Below are 23589 nucleotides of genomic sequence, written 5' to 3' on the forward strand. Positions count from 1 at the left end.
AGGGGAGGCCCCGCACCGTATGGTGCGGGGCCTTTCTGCGTTCACGGCCGTTCTTCTCCCGGGCTTTTGCAGGCCTACGGTGTGTTTTGCGTACTGTGGGGCCTCTTGCCGGACCCGCAGAACCGTACGGGCGGCCGCCCAGGTAAAGTCGTGGGGCATCGTCGGTACATTTCCCACAGGAGGCTTCCGCGTGGAGGTCCAGGAGACGCGGATCCAGACGGATCGCGTCCTCACCATCCCGAACATTCTCAGCATGGCGCGCCTCGCCGGCGTACCGCTGTTCCTGTGGTTGATTCTGTGGCCGAAATTCGGCGGCCCCAACGCCGACGGCTGGGCGCTCCTGGTGCTGGCCCTGAGCGGAGTCAGCGACTACCTGGACGGCAAGCTCGCCCGGCGCTGGAATCAGATCAGCAGCCTGGGGCGCATCCTCGACCCGGCCGCCGACCGGCTCTACATCCTTTCCACCCTGATCGGTCTGACCTGGCGGGAGATCCTGCCGCTCTGGGTCACCCTGGCGCTGCTGGCACGGGAACTCATGCTGCTGATCGCCGTCGGATTGCTGGCCCGTCACGGCTACGGACCTCCTCAGGTGAACTTCCTCGGCAAGGCCGCGACGTTCAACCTGATGTATGCCTTCCCGTTGCTCCTCCTGAGTGACACGACCGGCCGGCTCGGTGATCTCGCCGCTATTTTCGGATGGGCGTTCGCCGGTTGGGGTATAGCGCTCTACTGGTGGGCAGGAATCCTCTACGTGGTTCAGGTCCGCCGGATCATCAGGGTGGCCACCACGGCCGACTGAACTCGCCGAAGCAGGAAAGTCCTGTGCCACCGCGGCGCCCGTTCGTGAGAACAGTGGGCGAGCCGGACGGGTGAAGTCGGCAAGACCGTCGTCTCCCAGAGGAGGACGCTTCCGACATGAAGGCCGTGGTGATGGCCGGCGGGGAAGGCACCCGACTGCGCCCCATGACGTCCAGCATGCCCAAACCGCTGCTCCCGGTGGCCAACAGGCCGATCATGGAGCATGTGCTCAGGTTGCTGAAGCGGCACGGTCTCCACGAGACCGTGGTGACCGTGCAATTCCTTGCCTCGCTCGTCCGGAACTATTTCGGTGACGGGGAAGAACTCGGCATGGAGCTCACCTATGCCAACGAGGAAAAGCCGCTGGGCACCGCCGGCAGCGTGAAGAACGCCGAGGAAGCCCTTCGGGACGATGCCTTCCTCGTCATTTCCGGTGACGCGCTCACCGACTTCGACCTCACCGATCTGATCCGCTTCCACAAGGAGAAGGGCGCCCTCGTCACCGTCTGCCTGACGCGGGTGCCCAATCCATTGGAATTCGGCATCACCATCGTCGACGACGAGGGCAGGGTCGAACGCTTCCTGGAGAAACCGACCTGGGGACAGGTCTTCTCGGACACCGTCAACACGGGCATCTATGTCATGGAGCCCGAGGTCTTCGACTATGTCCGGCCCGATGTCCCGGTGGACTGGTCGGGTGACGTCTTCCCGCAGCTGATGAAGGAAGGCAAACCCGTCTACGGCTATGTCGCCGAGGGCTACTGGGAGGACGTCGGCACCCACGAGAGTTATGTGAAGGCCCAGGCCGACGTCCTTGAGGGCAAGGTCGACGTCGACATCGACGGCTTCGAGATCTCCCCGGGCGTATGGGTCGCCGAAGGCGCCGAGGTCCACACCGACGCGGTACTGCGCGGCCCGCTGTACATCGGTGACTACGCCAAGATCGAGGCGGAGGCGGAGATCCGCGAACACACCGTCATCGGGTCCAACGTCGTCGTCAAGAAGGGCGCCTTCCTCCACAAGGCCGTGGTCCACGACAACGTCTACATCGGCGCGCAGTGCAATCTGCGGGGCTGCGTCGTCGGGAAGAACACCGACGTCATGCGGGCCGCCCGGATCGAGGACGGCGCGGTCATCGGGGACGAATGCCTGGTGGGCGAGGAATCCATCGTCCAGGGGAATGTACGGGTCTACCCGTTCAAGACGGTCGAGCCCGGCGCGTTCGTCAACACGTCCGTGATCTGGGAATCGCGCGGCCAGGCCCATCTTTTCGGCGCGCGGGGCGTCTCGGGAATCCTGAACGTCGAGATCACCCCGGAACTCGTGGTGCGCCTCGCCGGCGCGTACGCGACGACGCTGAAGAAGGGCGCCACGGTCACCACGGCCCGTGACCATTCCCGGGGTGCGCGGGCCCTCAAACGCGCGGTGATCTCCGCGCTCCAGGCCAGCGCCATCGACGTCCGCGACCTGGAGAACGTGCCGCTGCCCGTCGCCCGCGAGCAGACCGCCCGCGGCAGCGCCGGCGGCATCATGATCCGTACGACGCCGGGCGTGCCGGACTCCGTCGACATCATGTTCTTCGACGAGCGCGGCGCCGACCTCTCGCAGGCGGGGCAGCGCAAACTGGACCGGGTCTACGCACGCCAGGAGTACCGCCGTGCCTTCCCCGGAGAGATCGGCGACCTCAGCTTCCCCTCCAGCGTCTTCGACTCGTACACGGGCGCCCTGCTGCGCGCCGTGGACACCCGGGGCGTGTCCGAGGCCGGGCTGAAGGTCGTGGTGGACGCCTCCAACGGGAGCGCGGGCCTGGTGCTGCCCAGCCTGCTCGGCCGGCTCGGGGTGGATTCGCTGACGATCAACCCCGGTCTCGACGAGTCCCGCCCGACCGAGACCGCCGAGGCGCGGCGGAACGGACTCGTCCGGCTCGGGGAGATCGTGGCCTCGGCGCGTGCCGCGTTCGGTGTGCGGTTCGACCCCGTGGGCGAGCGGCTGTCCCTGGTGGACGAGCGTGGACGGATCGTCGAGGACGACCGGGCGCTGCTGGTGATGCTCGACCTGGTGGCCGCCGAGCGGCGCAGCGGCCGGGTGGCGCTGCCGGTGACCACCACCCGCATCGCCGAGCAGGTGGCCGCGTACCACGGCACCCGGGTCGAATGGACGACGACCTCGCCCGACGACCTCACCCGGGTGGGGCGCGCGGAGGGCACGGTCTTCGGCGGGGACGGCCGGGGCGGGTTCATCGTCCCGGAGTTCAGCAGTGTCTTCGACGGCGCCGCCGCGTTCGTGCGGCTGATCGGGCTGGTGGCCCGTACGCAGCTCACGCTCAGCCGGATCGACGCGCGGATCCCGCGGGCGCACGTGCTGCGCCGTGACCTGGCGACGCCGTGGGCGGTCAAGGGCCTGGTCATGCGGCATGTGGTCGAGGCGGCCGGGGACCGGTCGGTGGACACCACCGACGGCGTGCGGGTCGTGGAGAGCGACGGGCGCTGGGTGCTGGTGCTGCCCGACCCCGCGGAGGCGGTCACGCATCTGTGGGCGGAGGGGCCCGACGAGGACTCGGCCCGTCATCTGCTCGACGAGTGGTCCGCGGTGGTCGACGGCGCCGGGCACTGAACCCCGCCCCGCCGGCGTGCCCCTGGCGGGTGCGTCGGCGGGGCCGTGTGGGAGACGACGCGGCCGACGTGCGACGATGTGCGGCATGTCGCCGCAGCCCCCCGATCGGAGCACTCCCCGTACGTCGGCCGCGCGCCCCGACGCGTCCATGTCGCTGCTCACCAACGTGATGGACCACAGCCTCGACGACGGGTACGCCGAGGCCGCCGCCCGCGCCTCCGCGGCGGGCGTGCGCGGGCTGCCGCGGGCCCTGCGGGCGAAGCTGGGGCTGGCCGCCGGACTGGTGCTGGCGGCCGCGGTGGTGACCGTGGGCGCGGCCCAGGCGCGGATATCCGCCCCGACGCTGGCCAAGGAGCGCGAGGAGCTGATCGACCGCATCCAGAAGGGCACCGCGGCGGCCGACACCCAGCAGCACCGCGTCGACGAACTGCGCGGCACGGTCGTCGCGATGCAGCGTGAGGCGCTGCGCCGGCACGGTGGCGACCGGTCCGAGCTGCTCGCCCTGCTGGCCGGCTCGACGCAGGTGACGGGGCCCGGGGTGAAGCTGGTCGTGGACGACGCCAAGGGCGCGCAGTCCGGCACCGGCGGCCCCCGGGAGAGCAGTGGTTTCTCCGACACCGGTCGGGTGCGCGACCGGGACATGCAACGCGTCGTCAACGGCCTGTGGCAGTCGGGGGCGGAGGCCATCGCCGTCAACGGGCAGCGGCTCACCTCACTCTCGGCGATCAGGGCCGCGGGAGACGCCATACTGGTCGACAACAAACCGCTGGTGCCGCCGTACACGGTGCTCGCGGTGGGGGACGGGCAGCGGCTGAGCGCCGCGTTCCAGGAGAGCGCCGACGGCCGCTATCTGCAGGTGCTGCAGGAGAACTACGGCGTGCGCACCAGGATTTCCGCGGAGGGCAAGGTGACGCTGCCACCGGCCCCCAGTGTGATCGTACGCACAGCTAAGCCGCAGGGCGGTGCCGCGACGACGGGCGGCGCCGACACAGGGAAGGGCACATCGTGATCGCCGTACTGGGCCTCATCGTGGGAGTCGTGGTCGGACTTGTGGTCCGACCCGTGGTGCCGACGGTGGTCGAGCCCTACTTGCCGATCGCCGTGGTCGCGGCGCTGGACGCCGTGTTCGGCGGTCTGCGCGCGATGCTGGACGGCATCTTCGACGACAAGGTCTTCGTCGTCTCCTTCCTCTCGAACGTGGTGGTGGCCGCGCTGATCGTCTTCCTCGGCGACAAGCTGGGCGTCGGCGCCCAACTCTCCACCGGTGTCGTGGTGGTGCTGGGCATCCGGATCTTCTCCAACGCCGCCGCGATCCGCCGGCACGTCTTCAGGGCGTGAGGCGGATGGCGAAGGACGAGACCCCGGAGCCGGAACGGCGCGAGGAGACGGAGGGGGACGGGCGGCCCGCGGGCAGGCGGCCGATGCCGCCCGAGCGGCCCGGCGCCCCCGGGCGGACACCGCGGGACGAGACGCCCGAGGCGGACGCCGCGGAGGCGGATCCGGGCGAGGCGCCGCTCACCGGACGGCAGCGGCTGAAGGCCGGTCTGTGGCCGCCGCGGGTGACCCGTGCTCAACTGATCGTTGCGCTCCTCCTGTTCATTCTCGGCCTCGGCCTGGCGATTCAGGTACGTTCCACCAGTGACAGCAGTGCGCTGCGCGGTGCGCGCCAGGAGGACCTGGTGCGCATCCTGGACGAGCTGGACAACCGTTCCCAGCGGTTGACGGACGAACAGCGGCGCCTGGAAGGGCAGAAGACCGAGCTGGAGAACAGCTCGGACCAGGCCGAGGAGGCCCGTAGACAGACCGTGGAGAAGGAACGGCAGCTGGGTGTGCTGGCGGGGACCGTCGCGGCACAGGGCCCCGGCATCACCCTGACCATCGAGGACCCGACGCATTCCGTCGAGGCGGACAAACTGTTGGACGCCGTCCAGGAGCTGCGGGCCGCCGGGGCCGAGGCGATCCAGGTCAACGAGGTGCGGGTGGTCGCGAACAGTTACCTGTCCGACGCCCGCGGCGCGGTGGAGATCGACGGGAAACGGGTCGAGCAGCCGTATCGTTTCAAGGTCATCGGCAAGCCGCAGGACCTGGGACCGGCGCTGAACATCCCCGGCGGGGTGGTGCAGACGCTGGAGAAGGAGCAGGCCAAGGTGGTGGTGACCGATGCGCGGAAGATCACTGTGGACGCCTTGCGAGAGGCGAAGCGGCCTGACTACGCTCGGTCGTCATCGCAGTGAGGGATGAACGGATGGCGAGGGCCCGGGTAGGGCATGACGTGGCGGGGGGTCGACGCACCGTGAGCGAGGTGCGTGAGGGAAACTGTCGGAGGGCCGCGGACGTTCACAGGACGTCCGGACCGGCCGGTGTGTGCATTGAGGGTTCGTCCTGCCCCACGGGCGGGTCTGTTTCGGTCAAGGGGAATCGCCCGTGAAGTTGTTTGCAAAGCTGTTCGGCAAGAACGCACGCCAGGAGGGCGGCGAGGCGCGGCACCGCGCTTCGGGTCGTCCCGATGAGGGCGGCGCCGAGGACCGCCCGCTGTTCCGCGACGAGGTCGCGGGTCCGGCCGGCGGGGCCTCCGCCGGTTCCGCCGGGGCCGCCCCCATAGGTTCCCAGGACGTCCCGGGGGCGGGCGGCGGGGCCGTGCAGATGTGCTCGCGGTGCGGTCACCGCAACGCGGGGACGAGCCGGTTCTGCTCCAACTGCGGTACGCCGCTGCGCCCGGGGGCCCATGCCGAGCGCGCCTCCGAGACGACGTCGACGATCTCCATCTCGGGGCTTGAGGCGTACGACGCGGAGACGACGGGCCAGACCCAGATGCCGCTGCTGTCCCCGGAGGCCCAGGCCGCCGTGGACGCGCTGCCCGCGGGGTCGGCGCTGCTGGTGGTGCGCCGGGGCCCCAACGCCGGGAGCCGGTTCCTGCTGGACAGTGAGCTGACCACGGCGGGACGGCACCCGCAGAGCGACATCTTCCTCGACGATGTGACGGTCTCCCGGCGCCACGTGGAGTTCCGCCGAGGCCAGGACGGCGTCTTCACCGTCTCCGACGTCGGCAGCCTCAACGGCACCTACGTCAACCGGGAGGGCATCGAGTCGGCCGCCCTCGCCAACGGCGACGAGGTCCAGATCGGCAAGTTCCGCCTGGTCTTCTACGCCAGCCCGCGAGGCGTCGGTATCTGACCGGCCGGGGAAGGCATATGCGTACTGCACCGACGGGCGGTGCCGGGTCCTCCGGCGCCGCCTCCTCGGACGGCAAACCGGTGAGCATCGGCACGGTGCTCACCCAGCTGCGCGAGGAATTCCCCGAGGTCACCATCTCCAAGATCCGCTTCCTGGAGGCCGAGGGGCTCGTCGAGCCGACGCGGACGCCTTCCGGGTACCGGAAGTTCACCCCGCGGGACGTGGAGCGCCTGGCGACCGTCCTGCGGATGCAGCGCGACCACTATCTGCCGCTGAAGGTCATCCGGGAGCACCTGGAGGCCCTGGAACGCGGCGAGGAGGTGGCGCTGTCCGCCCCGGCGGCGCCCGTCCGCGACCTCGTGGACGACGTGGGCGATCCCGGTGCCGGGCGCCCCGCTGCCGCCGCCAGGATCGGCCGTGCCGAGCTGTTGGAGGCGGCCGGGGTGGACGAGGCGGCGCTGGCCGGCTGGGAGTCCTACGGGCTGCTCACGGCCGGCGCGGACGGCGCCTTCGACGCCGAGGACGTCACGGTCGCCCGGCTCGTCGCGGATCTGGGCCGTTTCGGCCTCGAACCGCGCCATCTTCGTGCCGTGAAGGCCGCGGCCGACCGGGAGGCCGGGCTGGTCGAGCAGGTCGTGGCACCCCTTCGGCGGCACCGTAATCCGCAGACCAGGGCCCATGCGGAGGCCACCGCGCGGGAGCTGGCGACACTGTGCGTACGGCTGCACGCGGCGCTGGTCCAGACCGCGCTGCGGGACCTGCTTCCCTGAGCAAACGAGTGCCCGACTACCCAAACCGGCCGGGCACGTCCTAGGGTTGCTGTGTGAACGAGCTCGACGTCGTGGGTGTCCGGGTGGAAATGCCTTCCAGCCAACCGATCGTGCTCCTGCGGGAGGTGGGAGGCGACCGCTACCTGCCCATTTGGATCGGGCCGGGGGAAGCGACCGCCATCGCCTTCGCACAGCAGGGCATGGTCCCCGCCCGGCCGCTGACACACGACCTCTTCAAGGACGTCCTGGAGGCGGTCGGACAGGAGCTGACGCAGGTCCGCATCACGGATCTGCGCGAGGGCGTGTTCTACGCCGAGCTGGTCTTCGCCAGCGGGGTGGAGGTCAGTGCCCGTCCGTCCGACGCCATAGCGCTGGCGCTGCGCACCGGCACGCCGATCTTCGGCACCGACGGTGTGCTGGACGACGCGGGGATCGCCATCCCGGACGAGCAGGAGGACGAGGTGGAGAAGTTCCGCGAGTTCCTCGACCAGATCTCTCCCGAGGACTTCGGCACCAGCAAACCAGTGACTTCGGCCGCCGCTGATCGGATTCCGGCCAAACCCCGCACACCTTCCCCGCGCGAGGTCACGGGAAACCACTCGCAGGGTGATTATCACCCGGCGTGGCGAGCGCGGCGATCGTTGACGCACCCCGGGCGACTGCATACCGTCGATGAGCAGGTCCCGTCCGGGACGTGAAGGACGGAGGGCGGCGTGGGAATCACCGGCGACGGTACGGCGGCGGAAGGGGCGTTCCCGCTCCAGGCGGGCGCGCGGGCGAACCGTCCCCCCGTACACACCGTGGCGGTGTCGGGGGAACACGAGACACAGACCATCGGCTACCGCGGGCCGACCGCGTGCGCGGCGGCCGGGATCACCTACCGGCAGCTCGACTACTGGGCCCGTACGGGCCTTGTGGAGCCGAGCGTCCGTCCCGCCTACGGCTCCGGCACCCAGCGGCTCTACAGCTTCCGTGACGTCGTCGTCCTCAAGATCGTGAAGCGGCTGCTGGACACCGGTGTGTCGCTCCAGAACATCCGCGCCGCCGTCCAGCACCTGCGCGCCCGCGGGCTCGCCGACCTGACGCGTATGACGCTGATGAGCGACGGCGCGACGGTCTACGAGTGCACCTCGCCCGACCAGGTCGTGGCGCTCCTCCAGGGCGGTCAGGGCGTCTTCGGCATCGCCATCGGAGTGGTGTGGCGGGACGTGGAGGCCGCGCTGTCCCAGCTGCACGGCGAGCGGGTGGACACCGGCGAGACCCTCGTCGGGCACAACCCGCACGACGAGCTTGCCCGGCGCCGCAACCGCGCCGGCTGACACCGCGAACCCCGGCCGCGGCGCGGCGCGGGACGGCGCGGGGCTCGAATGTCAGTGCCGTACGGCAGCATCGGTGGTGTGAGACGTGCGCCGACGATCCTGCACCTGGACATGGATGCGTTCTTCGCCTCGGCCGAGCAGGCGGCCAAGCCGAGCCTTCGCGGGAAGCCCGTGGTGGTCGGGGGCGTGGGGCCGCGTGGCGTGGTCTCCACGGCGTCGTACGAGGCGCGGGTCTTCGGCGTCCGCTCCGCGATGCCCACGGCCCAGGCGCGCCGCCTGTGCCCCAACGCCGCCTACCTCAGTCCCCGCTTCGGCGTGTACCGCCAGGTGAGCGACACGGTGATGGAGCTGCTGCACGCCCTGTCGCCGCTGGTGGAGCCGCTGAGCCTGGACGAGGCGTTCGTCGACCTGGAGGCCGGGGGCACGGCGCCCGAGACGTCCGCCGCACGGGCCGTGGGGGAGCGGCTGCGCGCCGACATCCACGTGCGGACGGGGCTGACGGGCTCGGTGGGGCTCGCGGGCGCGAAGATGCTGGCCAAGATCGCGTCCGAGCGGGCCAAGCCCGACGGACTCGTGGTGATCGCGCCGGGCACGGAACGTGAGCTGCTGGCCCCGATGCCGGTACGGGTGCTGCCGGGCGTCGGCCCGGCGACCGCCGAGGCGCTGCGCCGGGCGGGGATCACCACCGTCGCCGAGACCGCCGAGGCCGGCGAGGCGGAGCTGGTACGGCTGCTGGGCAGGGCGCACGGCACGGGGCTGTACGCCATGGCGCTGGGCCGCGACGACCGGCCCGTGGTGGCCGAACGGGACGCCAAGTCGGTCTCCGTCGAGGACACCTTCGACGTGGACCTCACCGACCGCATACGGGTGCGCGGCGAGCTGATGCGGCTGGCCGACCGCTGCGTCGAGCGGCTGCGGGGCGCGGGCCGCTCCGGACGCACCGTCGTGATCAAGGTCCGCAACTACGACTTCTCCACCCTCACCCGCTCCGAGACGCTGCGCGGCCCGACCGACGACCCGGCGGTGGTCCGGGAGGCCGCCGCCCGGCTGCTGGAGACGGTGGACACCACCGGCGGGGTCCGGCTGCTGGGCGTGGGCGTGAGCGGGCTCGCCGACTTCACGCAGGAGGACCTGTTCGCCCAGCTCGCGGAGGAGCGGCAGACGGCTCAGGCCGCGCGGGCGGAGCGGGAACCGGGGCCCGCGGACGGCCGGGAGGCCGAGGAGGAGCGGCCCCGCCACTGGAACCCGGGGGCGGACGTGGTGCACGACGAGTTCGGCGCGGGCTGGGTGCAGGGCAGCGGGGTGGGCCGGGTGACCGTGCGGTTCGAACAGCCCTGGTCCCCGCCCGGCCGGGTGCGGACCTTCGCCGTCGACGATCCGGCGCTGCGCCCGGGGGAGCCGCTGCCGCTGGTGGGCGGCGGGCCCCAGGGGGAGGCCGCGGGTCAGTCCGGTGCGCCGCCCGCGCGCCCGGGGGCCTCGTCCGGGGAGGAGGGCACGGCGTCGGTCTCGCGGGGGGAGAAGTCCAGCCGGTAGTGGCGGTAGAGCCGGAGTTCCTGTTCGGGGGAGAGGTGCCGGCCGACGCCGAAGTCGGGCGCGTCCTTGACGAGTCCGCGGTCGTAGGGGACGTGCAGCCCGTCGGCGGACAGTTCGCTGGGCTCCAGGGGCACGAAGGCGTCCCGGCCGAAGAAGCCGGTGCGTACGGCCGCCCATTCCGGTTCGCCGGTCGCGTCGTCGAGGTACACCTCGTCCACGGTGCCGATCTTGGCGCCGTGCCGGTCGAACGCCTTGCGGCCGATCAGGCTCCGGGGGTCGATATCGGCTTGCACGGTCCCTCCAACGGGTCGCAACTGCCCTGTGTCCCCTACCCAACGGCACTTTCCCCGGCCCGGCCACTCGGCCGATCACCCAGGTGAAGCCGCTGGTAGGCTGGCAGCGGCCGCAGAACCCGTGCGGGAGAGTCCCTCGTCGTCCGCGGCGGGGGCGCCGAAGGAGCAAATCCTCCCCGGAATCTCTCAGGCACACGTACCGCACGGGCGAGGTCACTCTGGAAAGCAGGGCGGGCCACGGGAAGCGCCGGAACCCCTCCTCACCGACGGTGAAAGCCGGGCCGCCCACGGGCCGGTGAAGCTCTCAGGTCGCGATGACAGAGGGGGAGGCCGTCCGGGCACCCGCGCCGTGGTGCCCCTCGCAGGTCGCAACGACCAGGAGGCCCCCGCAGATGACCACCCCTCGCATCCCGCTGACCGAGCTGGAGCGCGGCACACCGTTCGAGCAGCGGCACATCGGCCCCGACCACGAGGCGCGGGCCAAGATGCTCGCGTACGTCGGCTTCGGTTCGCTGGACGAGCTGACCGCCGCCGCCGTCCCCGACGTGATCAAGAGCGCCGAGGCGCTGGGCCTGCCCGAGGGACGCACCGAGGCCGAGGTCCTCGACGAACTGCGCGCCCTCGCCGGCCGCAACGAGGTGCTCACCTCCATGATCGGCCTGGGCTACTACGGCACGTTCACCCCGCCGGTGATCCTGCGCAACGTCATGGAGAACCCCGCCTGGTACACGGCGTACACGCCCTACCAGCCGGAGATCTCGCAGGGCCGCCTCGAAGCCCTGCTGAACTTCCAGACCATGGTCGCCGACCTCACCGGACTGCCGACCTCCGGCGCCTCACTGCTCGACGAGGGCACCGCGGCCGCCGAGGCGATGGCGCTCTCCCGCCGTGTCGGCAAGGTCAAGCAGGGCGTCTTCCTCGTCGACGCCGACTGCCTGCCGCAGACCCTCGGCGTCATCCAGACGCGTGCCGAGCCGGCCGGTGTCGAGGTCGCCGTCGCCGACCTGTCCGGCGGCATCCCCGCCGAGATCGCCGAACGCGGCGTCTTCGGCGTCCTGCTCCAGTACCCGGGCGCTTCCGGCGCGGTCACCGACCCGCGCGCCGTCATCGAGCAGGCCCACGACCTGGGCGCCGTCGTCACCGTCGCCGCCGATCTGCTGGCCCTGACGCTGCTGACGCCGCCCGGTGAGCTGGGCGCGGACATCGCCGTCGGCACCACCCAGCGCTTCGGTGTCCCGCTCGGTTTCGGCGGGCCGCACGCCGGCTACATGGCCGTCCGCGAGAAGTTCGCCCGCAACCTGCCCGGCCGCCTGGTGGGCGTCTCCGTGGACGCCGACGGCGACAAGGCGTACCGGCTGGCCCTCCAGACCCGCGAGCAGCACATCCGCCGCGAGAAGGCCACCAGCAACATCTGCACCGCGCAGGTGCTGCTCGCCGTCATGGCCGGCATGTACGCCGTCCACCACGGCCCCGAGGGCCTGGCCGCCATCGCCCGGCGTACCCACCGCTACGCCGCGGTCCTCGCCGCCGGTCTGCGGGCGGGCGGGGTGGAGCTGGCGCACGAGGCGTACTTCGACACGCTGACCGCCCGGGTCCCGGGCCGCGCGGCCGAGGTCGTCGCCGCCGCATTGGACGCCGGCGTCAACCTGCGGCACATCGACGCCGACCACGTCGGCATCGCCTGCGACGAGACCACCCGCCGCGAGCACCTCACCGCCGTCTGGGCGGCCTTCGGCGTCGAGGGCGACGTCGAGGCCCTGGACGCGGCCACCGCCGACGCGCTCCCCCAGGAGCTGCTGCGCACCGGGGACTACCTCACCCACCCGGTCTTCCACCGGCACCGCTCCGAGACCGCGATGCTGCGCTACCTGCGCACCCTCGCGGACAAGGACTACGCGCTGGACCGCGGCATGATCCCGCTGGGCTCCTGCACGATGAAGCTCAACGCGACCACCGAGATGGAGCCGGTGACCTGGCCGGAGTTCGGGCAGCTGCACCCGTTCGCCCCGGTCGGCCAGGCGGAGGGCTTCCTCACCCTGATCCGGGAGCTGGAGGAGCGGCTGGCGGCCGTCACCGGCTACGACAAGGTCTCCCTCCAGCCCAACGCCGGTTCGCAGGGCGAGCTGGCCGGCCTGCTGGCGGTACGCGCGTACCACCGTGCCAACGGTGACGCGCAGCGCATCGTCTGCCTGATCCCGTCGTCGGCGCACGGCACCAACGCCGCCAGCGCCGTGATGGCCGGGATGAAGGTCGTCGTCGTCAAGACCGCCGAGAACGGCGAGGTGGACGTCGAGGACCTGCGCGCCAAGATCGAGCAGCACCGGGAGCAGCTCGCGGTGCTGATGGTGACCTACCCGTCCACCCACGGCGTGTTCGAGGAGCACATCACCGAGATCTGCGCGGCGGTGCACGATGCCGGCGGTCAGGTCTACGTCGACGGCGCCAACCTGAACGCGCTGGTCGGGCTGGCCGCGCCGGGCCGCTTCGGGGGGGACGTCTCGCACCTGAACCTGCACAAGACGTTCTGCATCCCGCACGGCGGCGGCGGCCCCGGCGTCGGCCCGGTCGCGGTCCGCGCCCACCTGGCGCCGTACCTGCCCAACCACCCGCTCCAGCCCACCGCGGGTCCGGAGACGGGCGTCGGCCCGGTCTCGGCGGCGCCGTGGGGCTCGGCCGGCATCCTGCCGATCTCCTGGGCGTATGTGCGGCTCATGGGGGCCGAGGGGCTCAAGCGGGCCACCCAGGTCGCGGTGCTCGGCGCCAACTACATCGCCAAGCGGCTGGAGCCCCACTACCCGGTGCTCTACACGGGCCCCGGCGGGCTGGTCGCCCATGAGTGCATCATCGACGTCCGGCCGCTGACCAAGGCGACGGGCGTGAGTATCGACGACGTCGCCAAGCGGCTGGTCGACTACGGCTTCCACGCCCCGACGATGTCGTTCCCGGTGGCCGGCACCCTGATGATCGAGCCGACCGAGAGCGAGGACCTGACCGAGCTCGACCGCTTCTGTGAGGCGATGATCGCCATCCGTGCGGAGATCGACAAGGTCGGTTCGGGGGAGTGGGACAAGGACGACAACCCGCTGCGCAACGCCCCGCACACCGCGGCGGTGCTGGCCGGCGAGTGGAAGCACCCCTACAGCCGCCAGGAGGCCGTCTTCCCGGCCGGCGTGGTGGCGGCGGAGAAGTACTGGCCGCCGGTGCGCCGGATCGACGGCGCCTTCGGTGACCGCAACCTCGTGTGCTCCTGCCCGCCGCTCGACGCGTACGACGACTGACCCGCGGCACTCCATGGAGGGCCCTCGGCAGCACGCCGGGGGCCCTTGTCGTCGGGCACCGTGCCGGCCGTCCGGCCGGTGCCGTCGTCAGACCGCGGCGGCGACGCCGAGCGGCCGGTGCGGGGCGATGACCTGCCCGTCCGGCAGCAGTTCACCGGTGTCCTCGAAGAGCAGGACGCCGTTGCACAGCAGACTCCAGCCCTGTTCCGGGTGGTGCGCCACGGGATGGGCGGCTTCCCGGTCGGTGGAGTCGGCTGAGGGGCAGGGAGGTTGGTGCTGGCACATGGGAGTCGTCTTTCGCTGCGGATGGATGGACACCGTGGTACGGCGTGATGAGGTGGACATGGCCGCTCCCCCGTTTCTCCGGTCGTCTCCAGTGTTGCCCCACGGAAGGGATTCCGCAGGGATTTCACCTCAGCGGTACGCACTCGGTACCGACGCGTCACCCGAGCGGACGGTTCACCCCAAGTGCGCTGCGCGTCAAGGAGATTGACGGGGACCCCGGCGCCCCCGGCCTCCGCGCACGGCGCGGCGCCCCACGTCCGTTCGGGGCGTGGGGCGCTCACCTGTGCGACGGATTGCCGCCGCGGGGCAGGTCAGGCCGTGGAACGCAGCGGCGCGGGCGCCAGCCGGCGGGACAGCCGCGGGACCAGGTCGGCCACCCGCTGCGGCCGGTGCGCGGCGATGCCCGGCGGCGCGGGCGCCAGCGGTACCAGCAGATCGCCCGGCGCGGGGCTGCCGCCGGCACCGTCCGAGGCGATGTCGTGGTGCAGCCACAGCGTGAGCATGTACAGCTCCGGTACGGACAGCAGCCGCGGCTGGTACGGCGCCGCCAGCGACTCGGCCTGTGCCACGGCCAGTTCGGTGGCGGTGACGTAGGGGCCGCCGCAGAAGTGCGAGAAGGCCCAGCCGTCCGGTGTGCGCCGGGCCTGCGCGGTGGCCAGGGCGCGTTCGCCGCCGCGGACCAGGAAGCGCCAGCCGGTGAGCCGGGTGCGGGGCGCCGCGCCGGTGCCGGTGACGGTGTCCCACACATGGACGGGCAGCGGGTGGTCGGCGCTCAGCGGTCCCTGGTGGCCGCGCAGGGCGGAGGTGCCCGTGTCGCGGACGGCGGCGGGGGAGCCGAGGGCGGCGAGGACGCTGCGCACGGCGGGCGCGGGGGCAGCGGGGACATGCAGCGGCATGGCGGATCGCCTCTCACTGGGTCACACGGTGGAGCGGGGCAAACGCGGACGACGCTGTCTGCGTGCGGGGTCGGAGTCCGGCCGGCCGCGCTCGCGGCCGCGCGGCCCGGCCGCGGTTCCCCGGTACCGTGGGAACGACAGCACACCGGGCGCCAATTCTCTGCCTCGTCGCCAGAGTTTATACGACATGTGTTCGTAATGTGTGCGGTCCGAACGGTACGTGAATTCATGGCAAGACGAAATCCGGACCGCCGCCGGAGGTGCTTTACGCCGTTTTGCTCGGGCCCTCGGAACGGTTACCTCGCGGCCTTCCCCGGGCGTGATCGACCGGATATCGACGGTGTTTTTCGCCGGGAAATGCTCCTGGTGAATACCGTACGGATATGCCGGTGGAACGTGCCCGTCGTGTCCCACTTCGAGCCTATCGGCACCGGAACCCCCGCGTCGCGTTATGGATCGGATTGCCGGGGCATCATCGTCCGTAGCATGAGCCCCGGGCGGTGCCGGGGAAGGCCCCCAGCGGCCCGTGGCCGCGGGCCGTCCACCGGAGGAAGGGACTCTTCCATGGGCGAGAAGGTCGCCGCGGACGGCATCGACCTGACGGACCGGCTCCATTACCGAAGAAAGCTCCACCAGTGTCTCGAAGCGTTGGCGGTACTGCTCGGGGAGAAACGGTTCGACCGGCCGAAAGACCTGATGGGCATGGAGATCGAGCTGAATCTCGCCGATGCCTCGGGACGCCCCCGGATGATGAATGCACAGGTACTCCGCCGCATCGCCAGCCAGGATTTCCAGACCGAACTCGCGCAGTGCAATCTGGAAGTGAACGTCCTGCCGCACCGCCTGTCCGGGCGGGTGCTCGACCAACTCGCCGAAGAACTCCGCGCCGGCCTCTCCTACGCCGACCGCAAGGCCGGGGAGGTCGCCGCGCGGATCATGATGATCGGTATCCTCCCGACGCTGGGCCCCTCCGACCTCACCGCCGCCAGCCTTTCCGAGATCGACCGCTACGTCCTGCTCAACGACCAGATCCGCGCCGCCCGCGGCGAGGACTTCGCCATCGACATCGAGGGCGTCGAGCACCTGGTCTCCCGGTCGCCGTCGATCGCCCCCGAGGCGGCCTGCACCTCGCTCCAGCTCCACCTCCAGGTGACACCCGGCCGCTTCGCCGCCGTATGGAACGCCGCCCAGGCCATCGCCGGGGTACAGGTCGCGCTCGGCGCCAACGCGCCCTTCCTCTTCGGGCACGAGCTGTGGCGCGAGTCGCGGCCGCCGCTGTTCGAGCAGGCCACCGACACCCGCCCGCCCGAACTGCGGGCCCAAGGGGTGCGCCCGCGCACCTGGTTCGGCGAGCGCTGGGTCACCTCCGCGTACGAACTCTTCGAGGAGAACCTGCGCTACTTCCTCCCGCTGCTGCCGATCTGCGGACCGCAGCAGCCGCTGCGGGTGCTCGCCGACGGCGGGGTGCCCGACCTCGCGGAACTCGTCCTGCACAACGGCACCGTCTACCGCTGGAACCGCCCCGTGTACGCGGTCGCCGACGGCGTCCCCCACCTGCGCGTCGAGAACCGGGTCCTGCCCGCCGGCCCCACCGTCGCCGATGTTCTCGCCAACACCGCCTTCTACTTCGGCCTCGTCCGCGCCCTGGCCGAGGAACCGCGCCCGGTGTGGTCGCGGATGCCGTTCGCCGCGGCCGCCGCCAACTTCGACGCCGCCTGCCGCCACGGCATCGGCGCGAGCGTCACCTGGCCCCGCCCCGGACGCTCCGGCGGCCTCGGCTCCTTCCCGGTGACCCGCCTCGTACGGCAGGAACTGCTGCCGCTCGCCGCGTCGGGACTGGACGCCTGGGGCGTCGAACCCAGCGACCGGGACCTGTACCTGGGCATCATCGAGCAGCGCTGCGTCCTGCGGACGAACGGCGCCGAGTGGCAGGCCGCCGCCTACCACCACGCCCGCCGCCAGGGCCTGGACCGGGACGACGCGCTCGCCGCGATGACCCGCCGCTACGGCGAACTGATGCTCGCCGGGGAGCCCGTCCACACCTGGCCCACCGCCTGGCCGGTGGCGGCCCGTTCCGTCCCGCCGCGGCGCCGCACCCGTCGGGACGACGGCGCGGAGGTGGCGGAGGCCGGCTAGACACGGGCCCCGCGCGGCCCGGCGGAGGGACATGGGGCAAGCTGGGGCATCGCCCGTGCGGCACGTCCTCCCTCCGCCGCGGCCCGCCCGGAGTACGGCGGAGGGAGGGAAACGCCCCACGGGACGGCACCGGGTCCGGCCCGTCGCGCGCTCCTCGCCGTCGTGTGCGTGACCCTTGCGGGACGCATCACGACGCGGGAGGGCGGCAGTGACGGAGGAGACGGAGACCGTGCGCACGGAGACGAGCGGCGGGAGTGACGAGCGGGCACGGGACCGCGGGGCCGGGCAGGGGAGCGGCACGGCCTCGGCCGGGGACCGCGGACTCCTGCGGAACGAGACGCTGCTGGTCCTGGCCCTGTCGCTGGGCGCCAGCGGAGTGTCGGCCCTGATCAGCTTCATCGGCGCGCTGACCCGGCCCGGGGGGCTCGCCCACCAGGCGGCGACACTCAACGGTTCCCACGCCCCGGGGCGGCCGTGGCTGGACCTGGCCTGGCAGCTGTTCGGTATCACCACCGCGCTGGTGCCCGTCGCCCTGGTGGCCCACTTCCTGCGGCGCGAGGGGGCCGGCGGGCTGGGCGCCCTCGGCTTCGACCGCCGCAGACCGGGCGCCGACCTCGGCCGCGGCACCCTGCTGGCGGCGGCCGTGGGCGGCTCGGGCCTGCTGCTCTATCTGGGCGCGCGGGCGGCCGGGGCCAATCTGACGGTGGTGCCCGAGGCGCTGCCCGACGTGTGGTGGAAGTTCCCGGTACTGATCGCTTCCGCGATCCAGAACGCCGTGCTGGAGGAGGTCATCGTCGTCGGCTATCTGCTGCGCCGGCTCGACCAGCTGGGCCGGGGGCCCGTGGCCGCGCTGGCGATCAGCGCCGTACTGCGCGGTTCGTACCACCTCTACCAGGGCATCGGCGGGTTCGTCGGCAACATGGTGATGGGCGCGCTCTTCGTGCTCCTCTACCGGAGGTGGGGGCGGGTCGGCCCGCTGGTCGCCGCGCACGCGCTCATCGACATCGTGGCGTTCCTCGGGTACGCGCTGCTCGCCGGGCGCGTGGACTGGCTGCCGACCCTGTGAGGGGCGGGCACCGGGCCCGCCCCACGGGATCAGGCGGTGGCCAGCAGTTCGCCGTCGATGACGGTGACCGCCGAGCCCGTCAGCAGCGTCCGCTCCCCGCGCAGTTCGGTCCGTACGAGCCCGGTGCGGGACGAGCCCTGGAGCCCGACGAGGGCGTCCCGGCCCAGGCGCGCCGACCAGAACGGGGCGAGCGCGGTGTGCGCGCTGCCGGTGACCGGGTCCTCGTCGATACCGACGGCGGGGAAGAAGCAGCGTGAGACGAAGTCGTGGCCGCCGTCGGGGTCCTCGGCGCGGGCGGTGGCGATCACGCCCCGGCCGCCGTGTCCGGCCAGCGCCTTGAGGTCCGGCGCGAGGTCGCGCACGGCCTGTTCGCCGGCCAGTTCCACGAGGAGGTCACCGACGTGCGGCCCGGTGTCGTGGGCGGAGAGGACCGGCGCGCCCAGCGCGGTGGCGACGGTCCCGGGCACCGCGACGGGGGTCAGGGGGGCCGTCGGGAAGTCCATGGTGATGGCCCCGTCGGCGCCTGCCGTGGTGGTGAGCACGCCGCTGCGGGTGGTGAAGCGGACCGTTCCGGTGGCCGTCCCCGTGGTGTGCAGGACATGAGCGGTGGCCAGGGTGGCGTGGCCGCACATGTCGACCTCGGTGGCGGGCGTCAGCCAGCGCAGCGCCCAGTCGGCCGGGCCGCCCCCGGGCAGCGGATGGGCGAACGCGGTCTCGGAGAGGTTGACCTCGGTGGCGACCTGCTGGAGCCAGGCGTCCTCGGGGAAGCCGTCGGCGTCCAGGAGGACGACGGCCGCGGGGTTGCCGGCGAAGGGACGGGTGGTGAACGCGTCGACGAAACGGATTCTCATGGCCGTGAGCGTAGGTTCCCGCCGGAGTCGCGGGCCAAGGCCAATCGCGGAAAATTGGACCGGTGGGGGAGCGGGGTTCCGGGAGCCAGTCGTAAGTGACGGCCCGTCATTCCTGTGGTGGAGTCATGCCACCACGGGGCAGTACCCGGGCCGCTCAGGATGCGTCCGCCTCCTCCTTGCGGAGGAGAAGGGCTACGGGCATCCCCACCTCACGTGGGATGCGCGAATGCTCCCCGGCGGGGATGCTTCCGGACCTCCCGGCTGATGGGGTGGGAACCGTGCGAAACGGTACCGCGTACAGCCCCGGGGAGGGCTCCGCCCCGGGGGACCCGGACACCCGGCTCACCCCTGAGCTGGCATCCGTCGTCTCCGCCGCCCGTAGAAGGGCCACCCGCGACGGCGACCGGCAGGTCGACACCGCCCATCTCCTGCACGGCCTCCTGGAGTCGGACCCCGCCGTCCGTGACGTCTTCGACGGCGGCGCCCCGCAGATCGCCCGCCTGCTCGGCTACCTCGTCCAGCGCAGCATCGGCTACGGACTCCGGTGGCACGGCACCGTCGAGGACTCCGGCGCCGTCCCGATCGTCACCGAGGGCGGCGTCCCCGGCTGGTCGCCCGCCGCGGCCGCCGCCATGGACGGCGCCCTCGACCGCGCCCACGCCCGCTACGCGTGCCACGCGGACTGCCTCGACCTGCTCGCCGCCCTCGTCGACGACCACGAGTCACGGGCCGTCGAGATCCTGCGGCGCGCCTCCGTCGACACCGGCGGGCTCGCCGCCCGCCTCGACGGGGACCGCGACCTCGGGGGCTGAACCGTACGGCGCCTGGGCGCGCGCCACAGGTGACAGGTGTGTAAGGGGTGACGCTCCTGACGGCTGCTGTCATGATGGCGCGCATGCGCGCGACTTCGCGGACCCCGGCCGCCGGGCCCCCGGGGACCCGGCCCTCCCCCGCACACCCCGCCGGAACGCCCCACCCCCGCGGGCGGGGCGCGGGGCTCGGCCTCGCCCTGCTCTCCGCCCTCGCCTTCGGCGGCTCCGGCGTCGCCGCCAAACCGCTCATCGAGGCGGGCCTGGAACCCCTCCACGTCACCTGGCTGCGGGTCAGCGGCGCCGCGCTGGTGATGCTGCCCGTCGCCTGGCGCCACCGCTCCCTGGTGCGCCGCCGCCCCGCCCTCGTGGCGGGCTTCGGCCTCCTCGCCGTGGCGGGCGTCCAGGCGTTCTACTTCGCCGCGCTCTCCCGCATCCCCGTCGGCGTCGCCCTGCTCGTCGAGTACCTGGCGCCCGCCCTGGTACTGGGCTGGGTGCGGTGCGTGCAGAAACGCCCCGTCTCCCGGGCCGCCGCGGTCGGCGTCGTCCTCGCGGCCGGCGGCCTGGCCTGCGTCGTCGAGGTGTGGTCGGGGCTGAGCTTCGACGCCCTCGGGCTCGCCCTTGCCCTCGGCGCGGCCTGCTGCCAGGTCGGCTACTTCGTCCTGTCGGACCACGGGGCCGACGGCGAGGACCGCGCCGACCCCCTCGGCGTGATCGCCTACGGGCTGCTCGTCGGCGCCGCCGTCCTCACCGTCGTCGCCCGGCCCTGGACCATGGACGCCCGGGTCCTCGGGGGCCTCGCGCCGATGGACGGCGCGCAGGTGCCCGCGCTGCTGCTCCTCGCCTGGCTCGTGCTGATCGCCACGGTCCTCGCCTATCTCACCGGGGTGCTGTCGATCCGGCGGCTCTCCCCGCAGGTGGCCGGTGTGGTCGCCTGCCTCGAAGCGGTCATCGCCACCGTCCTGGCCTGGGTCCTGCTCGGCGAGCATCTCTCCGCCCCGCAACTCCTCGGCGGAGCCGTCGTCCTCGCCGGGGCCTTCATCGCGCAGAGAAGTACTCCGAAGACGGGCAAGGCGGAGCCGGTCGCCGCGGCCCCGGAGGCCACGGCACCCTGAACGGCGCCCCGGGGGCCGTCCCGAGGAGCGGGACGGCCTGGCGGCCCGGCCCCGCGCACTTTAAGATGACGATCATGCAGATGACGGTGCTTTCCCCGCCGACCGCGTAGCGCGGGCGGCCCACTCCGGTGAACAACCGGCCCGGGAGGAGTCCCCGGGCCGGTCGGCGCTGCCCGCACACGGGACCACGCGACCGACCGACGGCGCCCACGCGCCGCTCTGACCTTCCCGGAGCACCCCTTCCATGCACACCTCTGACTCCTCGGCCCTTCCCGTGGGCCGCGGACTCCTCTATGTGACCATCGCCGCCACCGCCTGGGGCACCGCGGGCGCGGCAGCCGCCGTCCTCTACCGGAGCAGCGGACTCGGCCCGATCGCCCTCACCTTCTGGCGCACCGTCGGCGGCATGCTCCTGCTGCTCGCCGCGCTGGCCGTCCTCCGGCGGCGCGCCGGCACGCCCGTCCGCACCCCGCGCCCCCAGGAGCCGCTGCGCCGGCGCCTGGCGCGGGTCGCCGTCACCGGCGTCGCCCTCGCCGTCTTCCAGGCCGCGTACTTCGCCGCCGTCCGGGACACCGGTCTCGCCGTCGGCACCGTCGTGACGATGGGCGCCGGACCCGTCCTCATCGCCGTCGGCGCCCGCGTCCTCATGGGTGAACGCCTCGGCACCGGGGGCGTGGTGGCCGTGTGCGGGGCGCTCGCCGGGCTGGTGGTCCTCGTCCTCGGCGGCGGTACCGGTACGGTCCGGCCCGCCGGTGTCGGCTGGGCGCTGCTCTCCGCGGCCGGTTCCGCCGCGATGACGCTCGTCACCCGCCGCTCGGGCAAGGACGGCGAACACGACCCCTGTGCCGCGACGATCGGCGCCCTGGCCGCCGGAGCGGTGTGCCTGCTGCCGCTCGCCGCGCTGGAGGGGCTGTGGCCGCAGGCCCACGGCCTCGGCCGCAGCCTGCTGCTGATGGGGTACGTCGCCGCCGTGCCGACCGCCCTCGGCTACGGCCTGTACTTCGCCGGACTCGCCGCCGTGCGTGCCGCCACCGCGTCCGTGGTCGCGCTCGTCGAACCGGTCTCCGCCGCCGTCATCGCCGTACTGTTCCTCGGCGAACACCTCACCCCGGCGACCGTCCTCGGCACCGGGGTGCTCCTGGCGGCCGTCGCGGCACTGGCCGTCACCGAGGCGCGCGGCGCGGCCACCGCGAAGGCGTCGCTGACGACCGGTCCGGGGCACGCCACGGGCTGACGGGGGAGCGGCTGCTGTCCCTACCGGGTCATGACGGCCCGGTAGGGACAGCAGCGACGGTGGTCAGGCGGGGGCACCACCCCCGTCCTCGCCCCGCGCGGCGAGACGGCGCAGTTGGTGCGCCCGCGCGGCGGCGTCCCCGGGGCCGTCCCGCTCGGCCAGCCGCTCCGCGATACGCCGCTGCACCGTGGTGCTCCGCATCCCGCCGTACTTGAACTTGGCGCGCACCTCCCGTACCTCCAGCCGCAACCCCCGCATGCCGGACAGCAGCCGGCCGTACGGCGCCCGGCCCGCGACGACCGGGGCCGTACCGCCCTCCGGCTGGAAGTGCGCGGTCTGCCGCTGCAGCAGCGCGGCCTTGGCCTCCGGGGCGTCCACCACATGGGCGGCACAGGTCAGTTGCACGGCGGCGTAGAAGCTCGTGGGGACGCCGTGCTCGGGCGGCCGGTCCGGCTCCGCCTGCCAGGGACCGGGGATGAAGGTGTAGTCGTCGACCACGCTGAGCAGTACCGTCGGCTCTTTCTCCAGCGCCTCCCATATCGGGTGGGGGCGGCCGAGGTGGGTGACGGCCTCGTCGCGGGCCGCGTCGTAGGCGAAGTGCAGGGGCTGCACGAGCGGCGGCGCGCCGGGCGGCCCGTTCACCGCCAGTTGCCCGAAGTCGTGCGCGGCCAGCCACTGCCGCCACTCGCCGTCGTCGGCCGCCGCGTCCCAGGGATGGATCAGCATCGCAGGGTCTCCTCAGCGGGCGGTGAGGTACGCGGGCAGGGGAGTGCCGGGGGCGAGGTCGTCGGACGGGACGGGGGCGCCGTACACGGGTGCCACGGGCAGGACGCCCGCCCAGTGCGGCAGCTCCAGGTCCTCGGCGTCGTCGTTGGGGCCGCCCGTGCGGATCTTCGCGGAGACCTCGCGCAGGTCGAGCCGTATGACGGCGGTGGCGGCCAGCTCCTTGGCGTTGCCCGGCCGGGAGTCCGCGGCGCGTCCCGGCAGGACGTGGTCGACCAGCGCGTCGAGCGCCGCGGTCTTCTCCGCGGGGTCGGTGACCTGCCGGGCGGTGCCGTGCACCACGACGCTGCGGTAGTTGATGGAGTGATGGAAGGCGGACCTGGCCAGCACCAGGCCGTCGACGTGGGTGACCGTCACGCACACGGGGAGGCCGGGGTCGGCGGTGCCCGCCATCCGCACCGGGCGGGAGCCCGTGGAACCGTGCAGGTACAGACGGTCGTCGACGCGCGCGTAGAGGGTGGGGAGAACGACGGGGCGGCCGTCGCGCACGAAGCCGAGGTGGCAGAGGTACCCCTCGTCGAGGATCGCGTGCACCGTCTCGTGGTCGTAGGCGGCCCGCTCGGTGGCGCGTGTGGGGACGGTGCGCTCGGTCGGTGTGTATGCCGCGGCGTGGACCATTGCCATCTCCATTGCACT

General features: G+C 72.6%; 21 protein-coding genes, 1 pseudogene and 2 riboswitches. Of the genes and pseudogenes, 16 read left to right on the top strand and 6 right to left on the bottom strand.

Annotated elements, in window-relative coordinates; genetic code table 11:
* The first annotated feature begins 190 nt into the window (after positions 1 to 190).
* The 10 genes and pseudogenes from clsA (at position 191) to AC51EU_RS03160 (ending at position 10207) form a co-directional block, all read left to right on the top strand.
* Positions 191 to 799: a cardiolipin synthase ClsA gene (gene clsA, locus AC51EU_RS03115; RefSeq protein ID WP_496265053.1), complete on the top strand. Its 609-nt coding sequence runs from the start codon at positions 191 to 193 to the stop codon at positions 797 to 799.
* 116 nt (positions 800 to 915) lie between these two features.
* Positions 916 to 3411 carry a sugar phosphate nucleotidyltransferase gene (locus AC51EU_RS03120; protein ID WP_496265054.1) on the top strand — a complete coding sequence of 832 codons (2496 nt, stop codon included), beginning with the start codon at positions 916 to 918 and terminating at the stop codon, positions 3409 to 3411.
* An 85-nt stretch (positions 3412 to 3496) separates the two neighbouring features.
* Positions 3497 to 4420, top strand: coding sequence for a DUF881 domain-containing protein (locus AC51EU_RS03125; RefSeq protein ID WP_496265055.1), 924 nt, complete (start codon positions 3497 to 3499; stop codon positions 4418 to 4420).
* Positions 4417 to 4749 carry a small basic family protein gene (locus tag AC51EU_RS03130; protein WP_003984969.1) on the top strand — a complete coding sequence of 111 codons (333 nt, stop codon included), beginning with the start codon at positions 4417 to 4419 and terminating at the stop codon, positions 4747 to 4749. The genes AC51EU_RS03125 and AC51EU_RS03130 overlap by 4 nt, the downstream gene beginning before the upstream one ends.
* Positions 4750 to 4754: 5 nt before the next feature.
* Positions 4755 to 5645, top strand: a complete 891-nt coding sequence (locus AC51EU_RS03135) for a DUF881 domain-containing protein (RefSeq protein WP_496265056.1) — start codon at positions 4755 to 4757, stop codon at positions 5643 to 5645.
* A 148-nt stretch (positions 5646 to 5793) separates the two neighbouring features.
* Complete coding sequence (locus tag AC51EU_RS03140; protein ID WP_496265091.1) at positions 5794 to 6585, top strand: FHA domain-containing protein; 792 nt, start codon at positions 5794 to 5796, stop codon at positions 6583 to 6585.
* A 17-nt stretch (positions 6586 to 6602) separates the two neighbouring features.
* On the top strand, positions 6603 to 7355 hold the full coding sequence (gene ftsR, locus AC51EU_RS03145; RefSeq protein ID WP_496265057.1) for a transcriptional regulator FtsR: 753 nt from the start codon (positions 6603 to 6605) through the stop codon (positions 7353 to 7355).
* Positions 7356 to 7408: 53 nt separating this feature from the next.
* A pseudogene (locus AC51EU_RS03150) lies at positions 7409 to 7873 on the top strand (bifunctional nuclease family protein); the annotation flags it as partial.
* Positions 7874 to 8068: 195 nt separating this feature from the next.
* Complete coding sequence (locus AC51EU_RS03155; protein WP_496265058.1) at positions 8069 to 8674, top strand: MerR family transcriptional regulator; 606 nt, start codon at positions 8069 to 8071, stop codon at positions 8672 to 8674.
* A 78-nt stretch (positions 8675 to 8752) separates the two neighbouring features.
* Entirely contained in the window at positions 8753 to 10207 is a 1455-nt protein-coding gene (locus tag AC51EU_RS03160; protein ID WP_496265059.1) for a DNA polymerase IV, read from the top strand.
* Here AC51EU_RS03160 and AC51EU_RS03165 read toward each other — a convergent pair.
* Positions 10117 to 10500 (bottom strand): PRC-barrel domain-containing protein, encoded by a 384-nt coding sequence (locus AC51EU_RS03165; RefSeq protein WP_496265060.1) that lies wholly within the window; start codon positions 10498 to 10500, stop codon positions 10117 to 10119. The genes AC51EU_RS03160 and AC51EU_RS03165 overlap by 91 nt on opposite strands.
* Positions 10501 to 10614: 114 nt before the next feature.
* Positions 10615 to 10712: riboswitch (glycine riboswitch) on the top strand.
* Between the two features lies 1 nt (position 10713).
* Positions 10714 to 10828, top strand: a riboswitch (glycine riboswitch).
* Positions 10829 to 10892: 64 nt separating this feature from the next.
* On the opposite strand from AC51EU_RS03165, the gene gcvP reads away from it, so the two are divergent.
* Positions 10893 to 13778: an aminomethyl-transferring glycine dehydrogenase gene (gene gcvP / locus AC51EU_RS03170; RefSeq protein ID WP_496265061.1), complete on the top strand. Its 2886-nt coding sequence runs from the start codon at positions 10893 to 10895 to the stop codon at positions 13776 to 13778.
* 87 nt (positions 13779 to 13865) lie between these two features.
* Here the strand turns inward: gcvP and AC51EU_RS03175 are convergent, their stop codons facing one another.
* Positions 13866 to 14063, bottom strand: a complete 198-nt coding sequence (locus AC51EU_RS03175; protein WP_496265092.1) for a DUF5999 family protein — start codon at positions 14061 to 14063, stop codon at positions 13866 to 13868.
* A gap of 311 nt (positions 14064 to 14374) precedes the next feature.
* Positions 14375 to 14959 (bottom strand): hypothetical protein, encoded by a 585-nt coding sequence (locus tag AC51EU_RS03180; RefSeq protein ID WP_496265062.1) that lies wholly within the window; start codon positions 14957 to 14959, stop codon positions 14375 to 14377.
* Positions 14960 to 15523: 564 nt separating this feature from the next.
* Between AC51EU_RS03180 and AC51EU_RS03185 the strand changes: the two genes are divergently transcribed.
* Together AC51EU_RS03185 and AC51EU_RS03190 are read left to right on the top strand one after the other, a co-directional pair.
* Positions 15524 to 17095 carry a glutamate-cysteine ligase family protein gene (locus tag AC51EU_RS03185; RefSeq protein WP_496265063.1) on the top strand — a complete coding sequence of 524 codons (1572 nt, stop codon included), beginning with the start codon at positions 15524 to 15526 and terminating at the stop codon, positions 17093 to 17095.
* A gap of 325 nt (positions 17096 to 17420) precedes the next feature.
* Positions 17421 to 18161 carry a CPBP family intramembrane glutamic endopeptidase gene (locus tag AC51EU_RS03190; RefSeq protein ID WP_496265093.1) on the top strand — a complete coding sequence of 247 codons (741 nt, stop codon included), beginning with the start codon at positions 17421 to 17423 and terminating at the stop codon, positions 18159 to 18161.
* A gap of 29 nt (positions 18162 to 18190) precedes the next feature.
* Here AC51EU_RS03190 and AC51EU_RS03195 read toward each other — a convergent pair whose 3' ends face one another.
* Positions 18191 to 19012: a PhzF family phenazine biosynthesis protein gene (locus tag AC51EU_RS03195; RefSeq protein ID WP_496265064.1), complete on the bottom strand. Its 822-nt coding sequence runs from the start codon at positions 19010 to 19012 to the stop codon at positions 18191 to 18193.
* A 278-nt stretch (positions 19013 to 19290) separates the two neighbouring features.
* Here AC51EU_RS03195 and AC51EU_RS03200 point away from each other — a divergent pair, with 278 nt between their 5' ends.
* The 3 genes from AC51EU_RS03200 to AC51EU_RS03210 all read left to right on the top strand — a co-directional run bounded on the left by AC51EU_RS03200 (position 19291) and on the right by AC51EU_RS03210 (position 22170).
* Positions 19291 to 19824, top strand: a complete 534-nt coding sequence (locus AC51EU_RS03200) for a peptidase (RefSeq protein ID WP_496265065.1) — start codon at positions 19291 to 19293, stop codon at positions 19822 to 19824.
* Between the two features lie 83 nt (positions 19825 to 19907).
* Positions 19908 to 20936 (top strand): EamA family transporter, encoded by a 1029-nt coding sequence (locus AC51EU_RS03205; protein ID WP_496265066.1) that lies wholly within the window; start codon positions 19908 to 19910, stop codon positions 20934 to 20936.
* Between the two features lie 244 nt (positions 20937 to 21180).
* Complete coding sequence (locus AC51EU_RS03210) at positions 21181 to 22170, top strand: DMT family transporter (protein ID WP_496265067.1); 990 nt, start codon at positions 21181 to 21183, stop codon at positions 22168 to 22170.
* Positions 22171 to 22233: 63 nt separating this feature from the next.
* On the opposite strand, the gene AC51EU_RS03215 is transcribed toward AC51EU_RS03210, so the two are convergent.
* Entirely contained in the window at positions 22234 to 22896 is a 663-nt protein-coding gene (locus AC51EU_RS03215; RefSeq protein ID WP_496265068.1) for an FMN-binding negative transcriptional regulator, read from the bottom strand.
* Positions 22897 to 22908: 12 nt separating this feature from the next.
* Entirely contained in the window at positions 22909 to 23583 is a 675-nt protein-coding gene (locus AC51EU_RS03220) for a pyridoxamine 5'-phosphate oxidase family protein (RefSeq protein ID WP_496265069.1), read from the bottom strand.
* Positions 23584 to 23589: the final 6 nt, after the last annotated feature.

The organism is Candidatus Streptomyces philanthi (assembly GCF_059553635.1).